At 67.9% G+C, this 15,413-nt stretch carries 13 protein-coding genes and 2 pseudogenes; 9 read left to right on the plus strand and 6 right to left on the minus strand.

Features of this window, described 5'->3' with window-relative positions; all coding sequences use genetic code 11:
• Position 1 precedes the first annotated feature (1 nt).
• Together G6048_RS00850 and G6048_RS00855 are read right to left on the minus strand one after the other, a co-directional pair.
• The gene (locus tag G6048_RS00850) at positions 2-394 is read right to left on the minus strand and encodes a VOC family protein (protein ID WP_165337447.1); all 393 of its coding nucleotides are present in this window, start codon (positions 392-394) and stop codon (positions 2-4) included.
• A gap of 121 nt (positions 395-515) precedes the next feature.
• Positions 516-1,335, minus strand: a pseudogene (locus G6048_RS00855) (class I SAM-dependent methyltransferase).
• A gap of 861 nt (positions 1,336-2,196) precedes the next feature.
• On the opposite strand from G6048_RS00855, the gene G6048_RS00860 reads away from it, so the two are divergent.
• The 4 genes from G6048_RS00860 to G6048_RS00875 all read left to right on the plus strand — a co-directional run bounded on the left by G6048_RS00860 (position 2,197) and on the right by G6048_RS00875 (position 8,321).
• Positions 2,197-2,772, plus strand: a complete 576-nt coding sequence (locus G6048_RS00860) for a hypothetical protein (RefSeq protein WP_206341012.1) — start codon at positions 2,197-2,199, stop codon at positions 2,770-2,772.
• A gap of 248 nt (positions 2,773-3,020) precedes the next feature.
• Positions 3,021-3,320, plus strand: coding sequence for a hypothetical protein (locus G6048_RS00865; RefSeq protein ID WP_165337448.1), 300 nt, complete (start codon positions 3,021-3,023; stop codon positions 3,318-3,320).
• A gap of 743 nt (positions 3,321-4,063) precedes the next feature.
• Positions 4,064-7,897 (plus strand): hypothetical protein, encoded by a 3,834-nt coding sequence (locus tag G6048_RS00870; protein WP_328825641.1) that lies wholly within the window; start codon positions 4,064-4,066, stop codon positions 7,895-7,897.
• A gap of 1 nt (position 7,898) precedes the next feature.
• Positions 7,899-8,321, plus strand: a complete 423-nt coding sequence (locus G6048_RS00875; RefSeq protein ID WP_165337449.1) for a hypothetical protein — start codon at positions 7,899-7,901, stop codon at positions 8,319-8,321.
• A gap of 281 nt (positions 8,322-8,602) precedes the next feature.
• Here G6048_RS00875 and G6048_RS00880 read toward each other — a convergent pair whose 3' ends face one another.
• A complete protein-coding gene (locus G6048_RS00880; RefSeq protein ID WP_165337450.1) occupies positions 8,603-9,010 on the minus strand; it encodes an ATP-binding protein in 408 nt (135 codons plus the stop codon).
• Between the two features lie 491 nt (positions 9,011-9,501).
• Here G6048_RS00880 and G6048_RS00885 point away from each other — a divergent pair, with 491 nt between their 5' ends.
• Both G6048_RS00885 and G6048_RS00890 read left to right on the plus strand, forming a co-directional pair.
• Positions 9,502-10,503: a hypothetical protein gene (locus tag G6048_RS00885; protein WP_328825642.1), complete on the plus strand. Its 1,002-nt coding sequence runs from the start codon at positions 9,502-9,504 to the stop codon at positions 10,501-10,503.
• Positions 10,503-11,093: a GNAT family N-acetyltransferase gene (locus G6048_RS00890; protein WP_165337452.1), complete on the plus strand. Its 591-nt coding sequence runs from the start codon at positions 10,503-10,505 to the stop codon at positions 11,091-11,093. The genes G6048_RS00885 and G6048_RS00890 overlap by 1 nt, the downstream gene beginning before the upstream one ends.
• 58 nt (positions 11,094-11,151) lie before the next feature.
• On the opposite strand, the gene bla is transcribed toward G6048_RS00890, so the two are convergent.
• Positions 11,152-12,102: a class A beta-lactamase gene (bla, locus tag G6048_RS00895; protein WP_165337453.1), complete on the minus strand. Its 951-nt coding sequence runs from the start codon at positions 12,100-12,102 to the stop codon at positions 11,152-11,154.
• Positions 12,103-12,239: 137 nt separating this feature from the next.
• Between bla and G6048_RS00900 the strand changes: the two genes are divergently transcribed.
• The 3 genes and pseudogenes from G6048_RS00900 to G6048_RS00910 all read left to right on the plus strand — a co-directional run.
• On the plus strand, positions 12,240-13,130 hold the full coding sequence (locus G6048_RS00900) for a LysR family transcriptional regulator (protein WP_328825643.1): 891 nt from the start codon (positions 12,240-12,242) through the stop codon (positions 13,128-13,130).
• Positions 13,127-14,029: a serine hydrolase gene (locus tag G6048_RS00905; protein WP_165337455.1), complete on the plus strand. Its 903-nt coding sequence runs from the start codon at positions 13,127-13,129 to the stop codon at positions 14,027-14,029. Before G6048_RS00900 ends, G6048_RS00905 begins: the two co-directional genes overlap by 4 nt.
• 61 nt (positions 14,030-14,090) lie before the next feature.
• Positions 14,091-14,369, plus strand: a pseudogene (locus G6048_RS00910) (HD domain-containing protein); the annotation flags it as partial.
• A gap of 27 nt (positions 14,370-14,396) precedes the next feature.
• Here G6048_RS00910 and G6048_RS49115 read toward each other — a convergent pair.
• Together G6048_RS49115 and G6048_RS00920 are read right to left on the minus strand one after the other, a co-directional pair.
• Complete coding sequence (locus G6048_RS49115) at positions 14,397-14,879, minus strand: hypothetical protein (protein ID WP_235989397.1); 483 nt, start codon at positions 14,877-14,879, stop codon at positions 14,397-14,399.
• Positions 14,880-14,974: 95 nt separating this feature from the next.
• A complete protein-coding gene (locus G6048_RS00920; protein ID WP_165337456.1) occupies positions 14,975-15,391 on the minus strand; it encodes a peptidoglycan-binding domain-containing protein in 417 nt (138 codons plus the stop codon).
• Positions 15,392-15,413: the final 22 nt, after the last annotated feature.

Consider the following 15,413-nt stretch of genomic DNA (forward strand, 5'->3'; position numbering starts at 1 on the left):
GTCAGCGATCTCGGACAGGTTCAAGGAATTCGAGTCGATTGCCCAGCTTGTCGAACGCGTAGAAGCGATCGTGGCCGGGGAAGTTGTCATCCCAGGTGACGCTCACACCGTTGTCTTCCAATCGTTTGGCGAGCGCTTGGAGCGAGGTCACGAGGACGCCCGGATGCGCCTTCCTGTTCGGGCGGAAGTCCTCTTCAACTCCCAAGTGGACCTCCAGGCCACCACCCCGGAACCAGCACCCGCCACGAGCCGCCAGCACCGGCGGCTTCTCGAGCTCTGTCATACCGAGAACGCCCACCCAGAACTCGCGGCAAAGTTCTTCAGCACCTGGAGGGATCGCAAGCTGCACGTGATGCAGGCCGCCCAAGGTGTAACCGAGCGTTCCCTGAGGCACATCTTCTCCCCTGCCAGGAAATCTTGACGTCAAGATAAAGAGATCCGAGCGGCCCTGACAAGGGCACGGACTTGGCGGAGGATGCGCGACGCATCGAGAAAGCGACGTTCAAAACAGCTGCTCAGCGGCGGCAGATGAGAATGCCGCCCAAGCACGTGACCTCGAAGGCACCGTGCTGGGCGATGTGCTCGCCGAGGATCGTGCGGGCCCGCTCGATGGTGGCCTCGAAGGGCACGTCGTGCTGGTCCGCCCACGCCTGGTAAGAGGCCATGTGCGCGATGACCGGCTCCGGGTCGCGGACCGTGATGGTGCCGGGGAGTTCGATCGTCTCCACGCGGTTGAACTCCTCCCCCAGGAAGGCCGGGGCCTTCTCCAGCGAGAAGCGGGCGCTGAGCGAGATACGGGCCGGCCCGCGGCCGGTGCCGAGGACTTCGCCCGCGGCCCGCTGCCACAGGTCGTCGAGCTCGGCCTTGTCCCGGTCGCTATTGGTGGAGGCGACCACCAGCCCGTCACCGGTGACGACCCGGGACAGCTCCCTGACCGCCCGGGGGATGTCGGGTACGTGGTAGAGCATGTGGAGCGCCAAGGCGGCGTCGACGCTTGCCGTGACCATCGGCAGGCGTGTGGCGTCCGCCACGGCGACCGGGCCGGGGACACCGGCGGAGGATGCCGGGGGCGATGTCCAGGCCCAACAGGGTCAGGTCAGGCCGGTCCTCGCGGAGCCGCTGGATGAACTTGCCGTTGCCGCAGCCGACATCGACCACACGCCCGCGCACCCCGCTGAGCTGGTCGGCGACGATGCCGGGCAGGTCGTAACGGGGTGTCTGCCACTCGTAGAGCGACTGGCGGGCGGCCAGGTCCCGGTCGCTGCTGTAGGCGCTTCCGGCGAGGCGTTCCCGGTCGGTGACGGCGGCGTCGTGTGCGGCGGACAGTTCGGTCACGTCGGCAGCTCCGGAGGGCGGGCGGAGGGGGAGGCCGCGAGGACGGCCGTGTTCTGGAGTCGTTCACTCAGGTGTGCGGCCTGCGCGGCTCCACCGTACTGCGGTCCGCTCAGCTCCTGGCCCAGAGCCGTGAGGCGGCGGAAGTCTTGCGGCCCGCCCCGGTCCGGCGGGGAGCCTGCGATGTGAGGAGCGGAGCGGGCACTGTTCACCGCCACGTGCTGGGAGCTCGGTCTCCAGCACCAGAGCTGGCCTACGCCATGACTGACAGCCCCCGCCCGTGTCCGCGAACTCAACCTCTACCGCCAATACTTCGACCTTCGCCGCGGGCGCCACAGGTGAACCGGTGTGGTGGAACCGGCCAATCTACTTCTCGAACCTCCTAGGCCATCATCGTTCCGCTTCACAGAAACTTCACACCTCAAGTTGTGGCCCGCTACAGGAACTTCACACGTCAAGTCGTGGTGCGCTCTTCCTCCGGATGCGTGGGCAAGTGGAGCCGAATTGTTGCCATGTCCCGATCAGTTCCTGTTGCTGATGATTGCCTTGTGTCTACAGTGACCCGGCGCTCGGCGGATTGGGCCTGACCACCTGGTTCCTGCGCGTCGCTGTGGGGAGGCGTTCGCGCACAGCATCACCACGTTGCCGCGTCCCCACCGGGTAACCAATAAAGGGGGGTCAATGACGAACTTGGTGGCGCTCGCGCCAACAGCGCTCGCCGTGGCCTGAGCCGTCTTGGCCAGCAGGTCCGTGACGCGTGACACCGGCCAGGTTCCAGGGTGCCCGCGTCCTCAACGTCCAGCAGACACCGGACTGACTAGCCGGTCGCTCCTCCACATCTCAACACATCGAAAGAGGCAGATTATGCGTTTACCCAAAACCGCCTGCGCAGCGGCGGCCACCATATCCGCGCTGCTCGCCGCTCTACTCGCCGCTGCGCCGTCAGCTTCGGCGGCAGGGGCGGAGGATCCAGGTTCGAAGCCCGCTGAGGCGATCGAGATCGTCACCATCAGCGGTGTCAAGGTGGACAAGGAGGCATCTGCCGAGACCAGACGGATCATCAGAGCCGACTTAGGTGCTGCAGCAGCAGCCGCGAACGTGTGCGGAACCGGCTACAACATCTCCACCGGCGCGTGGCGCGAGGGAACTTACGGCACCACCTACACATGGACCAACGGTAGGACCACGGGATCCTCGTACTACGACAAGCCGATCTGTGGCGTGTTCTTCAACGACACGGGAGCCACTCGGTACATGGGCGTACGCCTGAGCTCCAACTACACCTCCGACGCATCCAAGCAAGACTTCGGCCGCTACAGCACCTACGCGGGCCCCGTGTATCAGAACCGGGGCTACTGCGGGACGGTCTACTCCTACATGAAGGACTCGAACGGCAGGGTCGTCGTCGACCGCGTCCACACGGTCGGGTCGTGCAACTAGTGAGAGCGCGCCATGTGCCGACAGCCGCCGTAGTTCTCATGGTGGCGTCCCTGATTCTCTCAGGATGCAGCAGGTCACAGGCCAATACCGCCTCGCCGCCTCTCCCCACCGTTTCACCAACCGAGAGCGGTGGCTCTGTATCCGATCAGGCGCACACACAGGCCACGCCGTCCCGCTCCCTGGAGCCATCTGCGACGATCCCTATGCCGTCTCCCCCTGTGGCGACCGCTCCGGCCGTGGAGCCGTCCATGGACGGGGACACCAAGGTGTACGCATTCGGCGATATCGAGGTCCGGCTGACATCGAACGAGTTGGGCGTCTACACCGCGATCCATGCGGCCAACACGTCGAGAGAGCCTGCGTCGTTCTCCATCACCGTGCGGGTGACGGGCCCGTCCGGCTACGAGGTGCAGATGAAGCGGGACTTCCCGCACGTTCTGCCAGGAGATGCGGGCCGCGAGGCCGGGCTGCTCATCGACCAGGACGAGAGGCCTGTTCCGGATGATCCTGCGGCCACGCTGGTGAGCTTCGAGCAGACCCGAGGTTGAAGCGTATCGGCGCTGCGGCCTGAGCCATTTGGGCCATCAAGCCCGCCGCGCATCGCACCGAGCCGATTCTGTTCCGCGTAGCGGAGCCTGAGGAGCATCGTCGGCCGATCGCCGCGACAGCGTGGGAGTTGAACGCGTTGCTGCTCGGAAGCAGCCCGAAGACAGCCTGGCTGATCTTCCGACAGAGCAGAACAACCGTCGCCGACTCGGTCCCTGACGCAGAGACCGCACTCTGCGTCAGGGACCGCACTGGCATCGACGGGTGCGAGTGACCGGTCGGCCTTCTCTTCGGGAGCGGTCCCATGCGTCCCGTCGAACGCATCCACCCTCGTACGGAGGCTCCTCTCCGGCTCGGTCTCAGAGGCCGAGCTGCGCCACCGCCGGGGTCGATCTTCACGGTGGAGAAGGCGCGGGCGGTCCTCGCCGACGCCAATACCAATAACCAATCTCTCACCCGGTTTCCAGCCATGAAGTCCCGGTCTTGAGAGCCGGGAGGACGTAACCACAGTCGACTGTCGCAGTTCCCTGTCTCACTCAAGGCTGCGTCGGTTTCTCGCCCATGCCCGAAAACTCCCATTGGAGGAGAGCAGTTGAGAGTTCGCAGACCGGCCCGTGCCGGGATCGTGGCCCTTGCGGCCAGCGCGGTCCTGAGCGGGCTCATACAAGCCGCGCCGGCGTTCGCCGACACCAGCCCTCCCGATCCGCAGCCGTCCGGCAGTCCTTCGACTGAACCGCCGACGCGTGTGCCGGATCCCGATAAGAGGCTCGGGAAGGGCTGGAAGACCTCGGTGGACCGGGCTGTGACCACCGCGGCGGACAGCGGCGGCTTCAAGGTCCTTGTGGCAGACAGCGAGGACGCCTACCGGTGGCGGATCGTCGCCTCGCTGGCGGAGCCCGGCATGCCGGCGGATTCGTGGATCGGCAACTCCTGCGTCATGGACCGTGATCACGCCGCGGTCGTGTACGCGCCGCGTACGTTCACGAACAAGCCGGACCTGATGCAGGGCGGGGCATTCACCGCGGTCGTCGACCTGAAGTCCGGCCGGGTCACGAAGCTGCCGTTCACCGGCTCGCTGGCCTACTTCGACCCGTCGTGCAACCCCGAGACGCGCACGGCGGCGTTCACCGCGTCCCGCGACAGCAAGACCCGGCTCCTCACGGTCGACACCAGCGGCAGGACGACCACCGACACGACTGTCACTGGCCAAGTGACCTCGGCCGTCCCCGTGAAGGACGGCCTCGTCGCCGCCCACGGCCGCCACCTGGTCCACGTCGACCCCGCGGACAGGAACCTCCGGAAGCTGGCTGCCGCGGACAGTGTGCCGTTCGACATCCGCCCCACCAGCAAGGGGATCGCGTTCCTCGACCGCAGTGGCGGCTCGGCTCGCGCCAAGCTGTGGAAGGGCGGGGGCACGCCGTCAACGCTCGCCTCGGGGAAGCTCGGAGACCTGGCTCTCGAACAGGGCACCGGGGGCCGGGCCTTCCTCACCGGCGACACCACGGACGCGAAGCTCACGGGTACGGCGGTGGCCCGCCTGGACGTTCCGGCGGACACGGATGTGTCCAGCCACGGCCGACTGGCCGTCGACCCCGTGCTCATGTCCGGCGTACGTGCGGGCCTGGAGCGGATCGGGAACGCGGGTAAGGGTTTCGCCAAGGCCGAACCCTCGTCGCGGGCGCGCACGTCCCAGGACCCCACGGACGGGGATCCGGTGCCGCCGACCGTGACCAGTGTCGCGACCGCTACCGGCAAGAAGATCACCCAGACGGTCGCCGACACGACCAGCGGCATTGGCAAGGAGTCCTTCTCGCCCGCCCTGGGCGCGGCTGGCAAGAGCGGGCGGGCATCCGAGAAGAGCGGGCGGGCCGCACAGGCGGCCGACGCGCACAATCCGGTCGACACGGACCGCTGGTGCTCCATCCCCCGTAACGACGTCAAGGCGCTCGCGCTGCAGCCGACGCCCAACCAGGTCGAGTGGGCCGTCAACATGGCGATCCGCGGCGAACTTCGCTCCAAGTGGATCAAGCAGGGCGGCTGGCGCTCAGGCCTGGGCACCGTCGACCCGCAAGGGCTGTTCCCGGCCCCCGCTCTGAAGGGCGGCGGGCGCATCCCCGCCCAGGTGCTGCTGGGTGTACTCGCGCAGGAGTCGAACCTGTGGCAGGCCGAAGGCGGCGCCATCCCCGGCCAGATGGGCAACACGCAGGCGGCGATCGCGGGCTTCTACGGGCACAAGGGGGAGACGTCCGAGGCGTACTGGAGGATCAACTGGCACCAGTCGGACTGCGGCTACGGCGTCGGCCAGGTCACCGACGGCATGCGCCTCGCCGGCCTCGAAAAGCCCGGCGAGACCTCTCTGTCTCCGGCGAAGCAGAAGGCCGTCGCTCTGGACTACGCGGTCAACATCGCCGCGTCGATGTACATCCTCGCGGACAAGTGGAACCAGGTGCACACCGCGGGGCAGACCATCACCGTCAACAACGACGACCCCTCGAAGCCGGAGAACTGGTTCGCCGCGCTGTGGAACTACAACCTCGGCTTCAACGAGAACAAGGGCGACGGCAAGCCGTGGGGCCTGGGTTGGTACAACAACCCCGCGAACCCGTCCTACCCGGCCTCGCGGCACCCGTTCATGTCCAACCCGCGTGACGCCGCGAAGCCTCAGAACTGGCCGTACCAGGAAAAGGTGATGGGCTGGTCCGCCTGGTCCATGGACACCGGCTACTCCTACTCCAGCGACGGGCGGCAGGACTGGCCCGGCGAGTCCGGGTTCTCCAGCGCCGGTTTCCGGCCCGCCTGGTGGATCAACCCGGGGCAGCGCGACCGGGTCAAGCCGCCACTGGACGCGTTCTGCAACGCCACCAACAACTGCGACGCGGCCAACCCGCCTGACTGTCCCGACGCCAAGTGCTACGAGAAGTACTGGTGGCGCGGCTCGAACGTGACGTGGAAGCCGAACTGTGACACCGACTGCGGCAACGAGAGCATCAAGTACGTCACACTGCGCGAGGAACCGGGCCGCGGCCACCGGCTGAAGTACGGCACCCCGGAGTGCGGCGCCGCCCCCGCAGGGGCGATGATCGTGGAGTCCGTCCCCGACAACCTCGACACCTACAGTTCCTGCGGATCGTCCGGCACCGACGCCGGGAACTTCCAGTTCACGTTCCACCCCAACCCGGCGGCGACCGGACCGGGTCTGGGCCCGTTCGAGGCAAAAGGTGACCTGCACCAGATTGGCGGTGGGCACGGTGGCCACTTCTGGTACACGCACACCCGTGACACCGCTCATCTCGGCGGCCTCGGCGGCCGGATGACCATCGACGGCACCTGGACCCTGGACCGCAACGTCGAGTGGGCCCGCGTCTACGCGCACATGCCGGACACCGGGGCGCACACCCAGCAGGCCCACTACATGATCAAGGGAGTCGCGGGCGGTGACCGCCACCGCTACGTCAACACCCACTTCAGCAAGAACACCTGGGTCGAACTCGGCGTCTACCGCTTCACCGGCACCCCACGGGTGGAGCTGACGAACACCACCGACGACGGCACCGCAGACGAGGACGTCGCCTGGGACGCCGTCGCCTTCCAGCCACTGGCGGGCAAGCCGAAGCACATGGTCGTCGCCATGGGTGACTCCTACACATCCGGTGAGGGTGCCGGGGCCTATTCGCCCGAGTCGGACAGGGGCCACGGGAAGAGCAGCTGGAACGCCTGCCGGCGCAGCGACAACTCGTGGCCGCGCAAGGTCCTGTTGCCCGGTCAGAGCACCAGCATCGGCGAGCTGTCGAACAGCAGGAGCGCCACCGTCGACTTCCTGGATGTCAGTTGCTCCGGCGCAATGACGAAGAACGTCGCCCTCGTCCCGTCGGACAACAACCCCCAATCCCACCTCGAGGGCCAGTTCCACGAGATCCTGCAAACGGACTCCGGTGTCCTCAGCAGCGATACGACCCTGGTCATGCTGAGTCTCGGCGGCAACGACGAGGGTGGCTTCGCCCGCGCGATGCAGGAGTGCGGAGGGCTCGGAGACTGCTCGAACGACTCCGGGTTCCTGCCCAAGTACAAGACGATCGTTGACCGGATGATCCCTGACTTGCGAGCCGTCTTGGAGGACATCGCCTTTAAGGCGCCGAATGCACAGATTGTCCTGATGGGCTATCCGGAGCTGCTCAGTCGCAGCGTCAAGTGCACGGGCTCGTGGTACTACGACATGACCGAGGTCAAGGTCCTGGCTGAACTGGTCAACTACGCCGACGGCCAGCAGAAAAACATGGTTGACGCCTTGCGCACCGGCGCCTTGAAGGTCAAGGCCGAGTACGCTAACCCGGTCAGTGCGTTCGTTGGGCACGGAGGTTGTGACGACCCTGAGTGGATCAACAAGATTGTCATCGGCCCCAACGGCGACGGCGATTTCCACAAGGGCGACCCGGCCGCCGTCCCGGCGTCCTGCCTGTGGGGAGTGGCGGGCGACACCTGCATCAGCCGTGAATCCTTCCATCCCAAGGACGCCGGCACCACCGGGTACGCCGGGGTGATGAGCAAGCGGCTGGGCGAGATCGGCTACAAGGGATCATGACGTGACGCTGGAAACCAGCAACCGCACCCGGCCGTTCGCGGCCGGGTGCGTGGCCCTGATCATCGTCGCCTTCCTGGCGCTCGCCACGGCCGGGATCCTGGTGTCCCTCGCCGTGCAGGGATTCTTCGATCGCCACGAGCCGCCCTCCGATGAAGTCCTCGCCAAGAAGGCCGGACTCACCGAATACAGACTCCGCGACGCAGCGGGGGACGGGTCGCTCACTGCGAAGGAGATCACCTACGCGGTCGGCGACGCCCGCTGGAGCAGGGCACCCGACGAGAAGGCCGTCCGGATCATGGTCACCTACCCGGCCGACGACGGATCAGCGAGGGGCTGTTACCAGTTCACCTTGCAGCAGCCATTGAACAATCACACTGTTGTCAACAGTGCACGGCTCGCTGACTGCCACAGCGGTCTGAGCTGAGAGCGCGATACCTGGAGCTTCGGGTGTACCGGCTGCGACACGCAGGGTCTCGTGTGCCTCCGCGAGGAACTCGCGTCCGCATGGTGTGGGTGTGAGGGGCTCGGTGGTGCGGTCGATGATCTGGAAGCCTGCATCGTTTTCGATCTTCCTGAGTCGGTTTCGGAGACTGCTGCCGCCGACCGTGGAAATGTTTCGTGCGGCGGAAATGCTTGGGTCCGGGCTGCGCCCGCTGTCGGGGCTGGGCAGGCCGACGTCCGACGGGCCGGCCACGGGCTGCCCGCTCACTTCTCGCCGTCCCCACGCAGTTCGACCCACACCCGCTTTCCACCGTGGACCAGCTCGCTCCCCCAGTCGTGGGCGAGCGCGTCGACGAGGAGGAGGCCACGCCCGTTCTCGTCGTCGCTGGACGGCTCGCCAAGGGTGGGTCTGGTGCGGGAGGTGTCCGTGACGACGATCCGCACGGCCTCCTCGCCGCTCCGGGTGATGGAGATGCCGACCGTGGCAGCGTCGGTGTGCTCCACGGCGTTGGCAACGAGTTCCGTGACGATCTGCTCGGCCACCTCGACCAGGTGGGGAAGGCCCCAGCTCTCCAGGGCCAGCGCTATGTCCCGACGCGCATGCTGAGCGGCTTCCAACTTCGCCGCATAGCGCTCCTGATAGCGCGGTGGTCCTACCGATGCAGCCGTCATGGTCATCGTCGCGTCCCTCGGTGGTGCCCGTGTTCGACGTCAACAGCGCATCCGCTGTCACGTAGAGATAACCGCTATTCACGGAGCGCCATCGGACCTCTACGCGGACCTTCGTCGGACTTTTTCTCAGTCACCGGACTTTTCGGGTCCGGCACAGCGGCTACGGTCGACGAGAGCAGAAGACCTTCGGGGAGGTCAGAGTGGATGTAGCGCTGACGCCGTTCGCACACGCCTGCATCGAACGCGGATGGGCCAAGCCGTCATCGTTCATCCCGGCCTTCGAGGCGACCGCCGAATTAGGCGGGGAAGAGGTGACCGTCACCGACCGTCAGTTCCGGAGGTGGCGACAGCCGAGTCCACCGAGGCCGCACCCTCCGGCTTGGCGGGTGCTGCACGCGATGTTCGGCATGAGCCCCGCCGACCTCGGCTTCCCGGGGCCAGGGCCAAGCTCGACGGCGTACGCCCCGCAAGTGCCGCCGAATGAGGTGAACGTGGATCGCAGGACGTTCGTCGCCGACTCGATCGGCGTCGCCGCCGGCCTGGCGGTGGGGCCTCGGGAGAGCAACGGGCTCCCGGAGGCCGTCGGCGTCGCTCACCTCCTCGAACTCCGCGAAGGTCTGCGGTCGTTGTACACGCTCGATGACGCCTACGGAGGCGGCGACGTCCGATCCCTCGCCGTCCGCCACCTCCGGCGTGTGCGCCGGATCATCAACACCAGCAGCTACCCGGACACCATCGGTCGCCAACTCCAGCTCCTCGTCGGCGAGACCGCCGAGCACTGCGCGTGGCTCTACTACGACGCCGACCAGCAGGACACCGCCCGCCGCTACTGGGGCGAGGCCCTCACCACCGCGACCATGCTGCACGACGCCGGCCTTCAGGTCCTGGTACTCATCTCGCTGAGCATGCAGGCCAGCTGCGAGGATCGGCCGCGCGACGGCTACGACCTCGCGCGCGCAGCCCATTCGCTCGCAGTTCCGTTCGGCTCTTCCGTGCTGCTCTCCCTGATCGCCGCTCGCGAGGCCCGCGCCCTGGCCCTCATGAAGGATCAGAGCACCGCTCGCAGGAGGCTCGCCGACTCCATGCGCATGGTGGACCGCTCCGACAGCGGGCGCCCCGCCCCGGACTGGGCCGCCTTCCACGGGCACGCCGAACTCGACTACGCCCAGGGCCTGCTGTACTCCGACACCGGCCACCACAAGGCCGCGGTGCCGTTCCTGCGCGCAGCGCTCGCCCACCAAGACCGGTCGTACGGCCGTAACCGGGCCCTGTACCGGATGACCCTCGCACGCAGCCTCATCCAGGCCGGCGAGGTCGACGAGGGAGCGGCCGAGGCGGTCGCCAGTCTCACCCATCTCGAAGAGGTGGAGTCCGGCCGCGTGAACCGACGGGTGACCGAGGTCCGCGACCTGCTGCGCAGCGTGGACTCTGTGTGCGTCCGCGACGCCGTCGAGGAGCTGACCGAGTACACCGGGCTGAAGGGAGCGGTGTGATGGCCGAGGTGACGTACGAACGGTACGAAGGCCCGGATGGCGTCCGCATGCTCGACGCCTTCCTCCCCTCTTACGAGGAGGTGTACGCCGAGCCGCCGTACCGCGAGGGACCGCGCGACGTCGCCGAGTTCATCGACCACTACCAGGTCCACGCCCAGCGACCCGGCTTCCATCTCGTCCTGGCCCGCGACGGGGACGAGACCGTTGGCTTCACCTACGGCTACCGCCTCGCCCCTGACACCCGCTGGTGGAAGAACCTCCAGGACGTGCAGCTGCCGGAGGACTTCACGCGCGAGGACGGCCGGCGCACGTTCGTCATCATCGAGCTGGCTGTGCGGAAGGCGTGGCGACGACGCGGTATCGCAGCCGCGCTGCACGCGCAACTCCTCGAGGGCCTGGACGTAGAGCGGGTCACTCTGACGATGCGGCCCGAGCCGGAGGCCGCGCCGGCCCAGTCCGCCTACGCGGCATGGGGGTACCGGAAGGTCGGCGTGTCCCATCCATGGGCTGAGGCGCCGCTGTACGACTGCATGATCCGCGTACTGCACCCAGGCCACCGACCCGGCCGATGCGACCGGGACGCGCTGTGACCGCCACGGCCGGGCGGTTCGGCGCCCTGGGGGTGCTCGGCCGCGGCCCCGTCTCCCGCTAGGACAGCGTTTCGGCGACCACGGACGCCGCTTCCGCGATCAGTTTGTTGTCGTGGACGTCCTCCGCCTTCCCACGGTTCGTCAGGATCGCCATGACGATGGGGGCGGAGTCGGGGGGCCACACGACGGCGATGTCATTGCGGGCGCCGTAGCCGCTGCCGCTGCCGGTCTTGTCGCCGACCACCCAGCCCTTGGGTACCCCTGCCCGGATGACCTCGTTCCCGGTGGTGTTGGTCTTCAGCCACGTCGCGAGCTGGGCGCGCTCGCGCTTGCGGAGGACGTCTCCGAGCACGTACGCGCGCAGGTCCTTGGCAAGCGCCCGGGGGGTGGTCGTGTCCCGGGTCTCGCCCGGCACCCAGTCGCTTAGATGGGGCTCGATGCGCTCCATCAGGGTGACCTTGTCGCCCAGCTTCCTGAGGTCCGCCTCGAGACCCTTGGGGCCGCCGAGTGCGTCGAACAGCAGATTGGCCGCGGTGTTGTCGCTGTAGCGGACGGCGGCGTCACACAGCTCGCGCAGGGTCATCCCGCTCTCGACGTGCTTCTCGGTGATGGGCGAGTTGGCGACCAGGTCGTCACTGGAGTACTTGATCACCTTGTTCATGCCGTTCAGGGAGTACTTCCGCAGCACGGCGCCGGCTTCGAGTGCCTTGAACGTGGAGTGGTAGCCGAATCGCTCGCCGTCCCGGTAGGCCACCTCGCGCCCGGTGCCGGTGTCGATGGCGTAGACACCGAGCCGGGCGTCGAACTTGCTCTCCAGTTCCTTTAACTCGCCGGTGAACGAGGTCGTCTCCGCGATCGGAGTCGTCGTCACGGCGGACCGCGCCGCCGACGAGGGCGACGAGGCCGAGGAACCATCCTGGCCGCAGGCGACGAGCGGGACGACGAGGGCGAGCGCGGCGAGCGCACCGCGAAGGGCGGTGCGGGCATGGGTGTATTGCGGGGTCTGCATGGTCCAACCTCCTGGGTGGTCATGAGTTCGGAGATCACCCTCACCGGCGGGCGGCCATGCGGTCCAATACGCGAACGCGCCGTTCCATGCTGATTCGGCATGAGAGCGGGCCATGGATCTGGCATAAGGTTCCGGCTGTGGAACTGGTGGGAGCGTGTCGTGCGTTTGTCAGCGTGAGCGAGCACGGCAGTTTCACCGTCGGGGCGGCCGCCGCCCAGATGTCCCAGTCGGTGGCCAGCCGTCGCGTCGCCGCCCTGGAGGAACGCTTCGGTGAGCCGTTGTTCGAGCGCACGTCACGACGGGCCGTTCTCACCCCTTTCGGCCGGGACATGCTGCCGACGGCCAGGCAACTCGTACAGGCGGCCGACGTGTTGCTGCACGAGGCGGAGGCCGCCAAGCGCAAGCCGTGGCGGCTCGCGGTGCCCGGCATCTGCTCCACGGCCGGTCTCGCCCGCCTCGTCGCCGAGGCACGCGGGCACGGCGTCACCCTCGATCTGCGCGTCACGGGACCGACGCAGCGCACGGAGCTCCTCCACGCACAGCAAGTGCGGGCCGCGCTGCTCGCGGTGCCGCCGGACGACGCGAGGTGGTCCGTGCCGCTCGGACTCGGCGGTGCCCGGAATCCGGGCGTGAAGCGCGTCTATCTCGAAACACTGCGGGTCGGAAGAGCATCCTCCGGCCCTGCCCGCCGCGTCTGGATCCAGCCGGAGGATGACGTGCCGCACATCCGCGACCCGCTGACTCGCCTGCGCGACGCGGTCGGCCTGCGGCCCGCACAACTCGTCGCCGCACCCGACCTGACGACCGCCGCGGCGGAAGTCCTGTGCTCACGCGACCTGTTGCTGTGCTCCCCCGCCCAGGCCGAGGAACTCGACCTGGCCTGGCGGCCCGTCGGCGAGATCACGATCAGCCGGGGCTTCGCCCTCGCCGCCGCCGGAGACGGCAATCCACAGCTCATCGAAGCGCGCCTGGGCGACGCCGTCGCCCGCTGTCTGGGCGCGGGAACCTCAGGAGGGGAAGGGACTTGAGCACCGAGGCACTACTGCACGACCTGCGTGGACAACTGCGCGATGGCGGCCTGCACGGCTGCCTGCTCGTGCGGGACCTGCACACGGGAGAGGAGCTGGGAATCGAGCCGGACACCCAACTGCCGTCCGCGTCCCTGGTCAAGGTCCCGCTCGCGCTGGCCACGCTCGAACGCGTCCGACGGGGCGAGCTCGACGGAGCGACGCCCCTTGACGTGCCACCCGGGCGGATCACCACAGCCGGCCCCATCGGGCTGAGCCGGTTTCGCCACCCCGCCCGGATCGCGGTCGACGACCTCCTCTACCTGAGCACCTGCCTGAGTGACAGCCACGCCGCCGACGCGCTGTTCGGCCTCACCCCGCCCGCCCGGGTCGCCGACATCCTCCACGAGCTCGGCCTGCGCGACATCACCGTCCGGCACACCATGAACGAGCTCATGGACACTCCCGTCGAGCGCTTCGACGCCGCTGACGTCCATCTCGCCCACTCCCTCGCCATCGACGCCGGCACCAGCGGTCGCGGACACCGGGTGCCGCAGCTCGACACCACCCGCGCCAACACCGGCAGCGCACGCGCCTGGGCCGAACTGCTCCAGGCCCTGTGGACACCGTCGAAGATCCACCCCGAGGTGGCCGAGCGCGTACGCGACCTCATGGCCCACAACGTGCTCCGGCACCGGCTTGCCCCTGACTTCAGCTCCGACGCCACCACCTGGTCCTCCAAGACCGGCACGCTCCTGAACCTCCGCCACGAGATCGGTGTCGTCGAGCACTCCGACGGTCAGGCCTTCGCCATCGCCGCCCTCACGGAATCACTCGTTCCGGCCAGTTCCCAGCCTGGTGCCGAGGCTCTCATGGCACAGATCGCCCGCACGCTCCGTGACCACCTGCGGCAGCTCTAGCGGCGCAGGCCGTCATCGCCCCACTCCCCGTCCCCGGTTCGTCCGACCAGCGGAGCATTGCCTCCTGGCCTCGGCCGTGCGGGACCTCGTCGCCGAGTACGAGGCGAAGGAATCCGCCGAGGCGATCTGCGCGCGGGACGCCGACCAGCTGGAGTGCATGATCCAGGGCGTCGAGTACAAGGCCCAGGGCTACGAGAAGGCGCAGCGGTGGACCGACAACAGCCGCAGCCGGCTCACCACGAAGTCGGCCAACGAACTCGCCGACGCAGTGCTGGCGACCGGGTCCCTGGACTGGCTGCGTACGGCACATGGAGAGAAGCAGAGCTGGCGTACGCCATGACTGACAGCCCCGCCCGCGTCAGCGAACTCAACCTCTGCCGAGGACCTGACGCGAGCCGGAGTACAGAAGGCTCTCGACCCCACCGGACGGCGCTCCTTCGACGTCAAGAGCGTGGTGCGTGAGGGGGACACGATGACCGTCTCCGCCGTCGTCTCGAGCTCGGGGGCAGCAGTCGACCAATGCTACCGCTTCACCCGGCCCACCCCCGGCGACGACGGCCAAGGTCCGCAACAGCGGTTCCGACGTCTTCGTGCTGACCCTGCGGCCATGGCACCTGAACAACGACACGCCGTCGGTCAGCTGGGTGGCCAGCGCGTCATCCGTGTACACCACGTCAAGCCGGCCCGGGTCGGCGGACGTCACGCGCCGCTGCCCCTGGCCGGTCAGGGTCCAGAACTCTGGCACGTAGGGGTGGCGCGGAACGGTCTCGAACACCTTCCGCCATGTGGGGTCGGTGAGTTGGCCGCTGGCCTCCAGGTCGTCGGCCAGTGCCGCGCAGCCGCGCGGCACTGGCCGAGTACACCACCCAGATGAAGGGAGCCGTGGGCTTCCTTGCCGGCGGCGGTCACCTGCGAGGAGGAGGGCACCACCATGTCACCGTTGGGTCAGCAGTAGAGGCGGCGCAGGTAGGGCCAGGTCTGCTGGCCGACCTTGCCGTCCTCGGCCAGGTTGGTGTCGCAGGCGTGGTTGACGACGCCCTGCATCTTCTTTGCCGCTGCCTGGGACTTGCGGCCGAAGATGCCGTCGATGGTCCCCGGATCGTAGCCCTGGTACTGGAGGAGGCACTGGGCTTCCTTGCCGGCGGCGGTCACCTGCGAGGAGGAGGGGACGACAGTGTTGCCGTTGTAGTAGCCGGCAGAGAGCCGGCCGCTGGAGCTCATGTTCACGTCGCACGGGTAGGCCGCGGCAGCGGTGGCGCCGGTCTCGGCCGCGGCGGCGACGCCGCCGGTGGCCGTACCGCCCAGCACGATGAGGGAGGCGAGCACGCTCGCGGTGCGCCTGCGAGTTGCGGTGAGTGCCATAAAAGACTCCTGGAAAAGGGTG

Origin of the sequence: Streptomyces ureilyticus, from assembly GCF_011045025.1 — a bacterium.
GTDB lineage: Bacteria > Actinomycetota > Actinomycetes > Streptomycetales > Streptomycetaceae > Streptomyces > Streptomyces ureilyticus.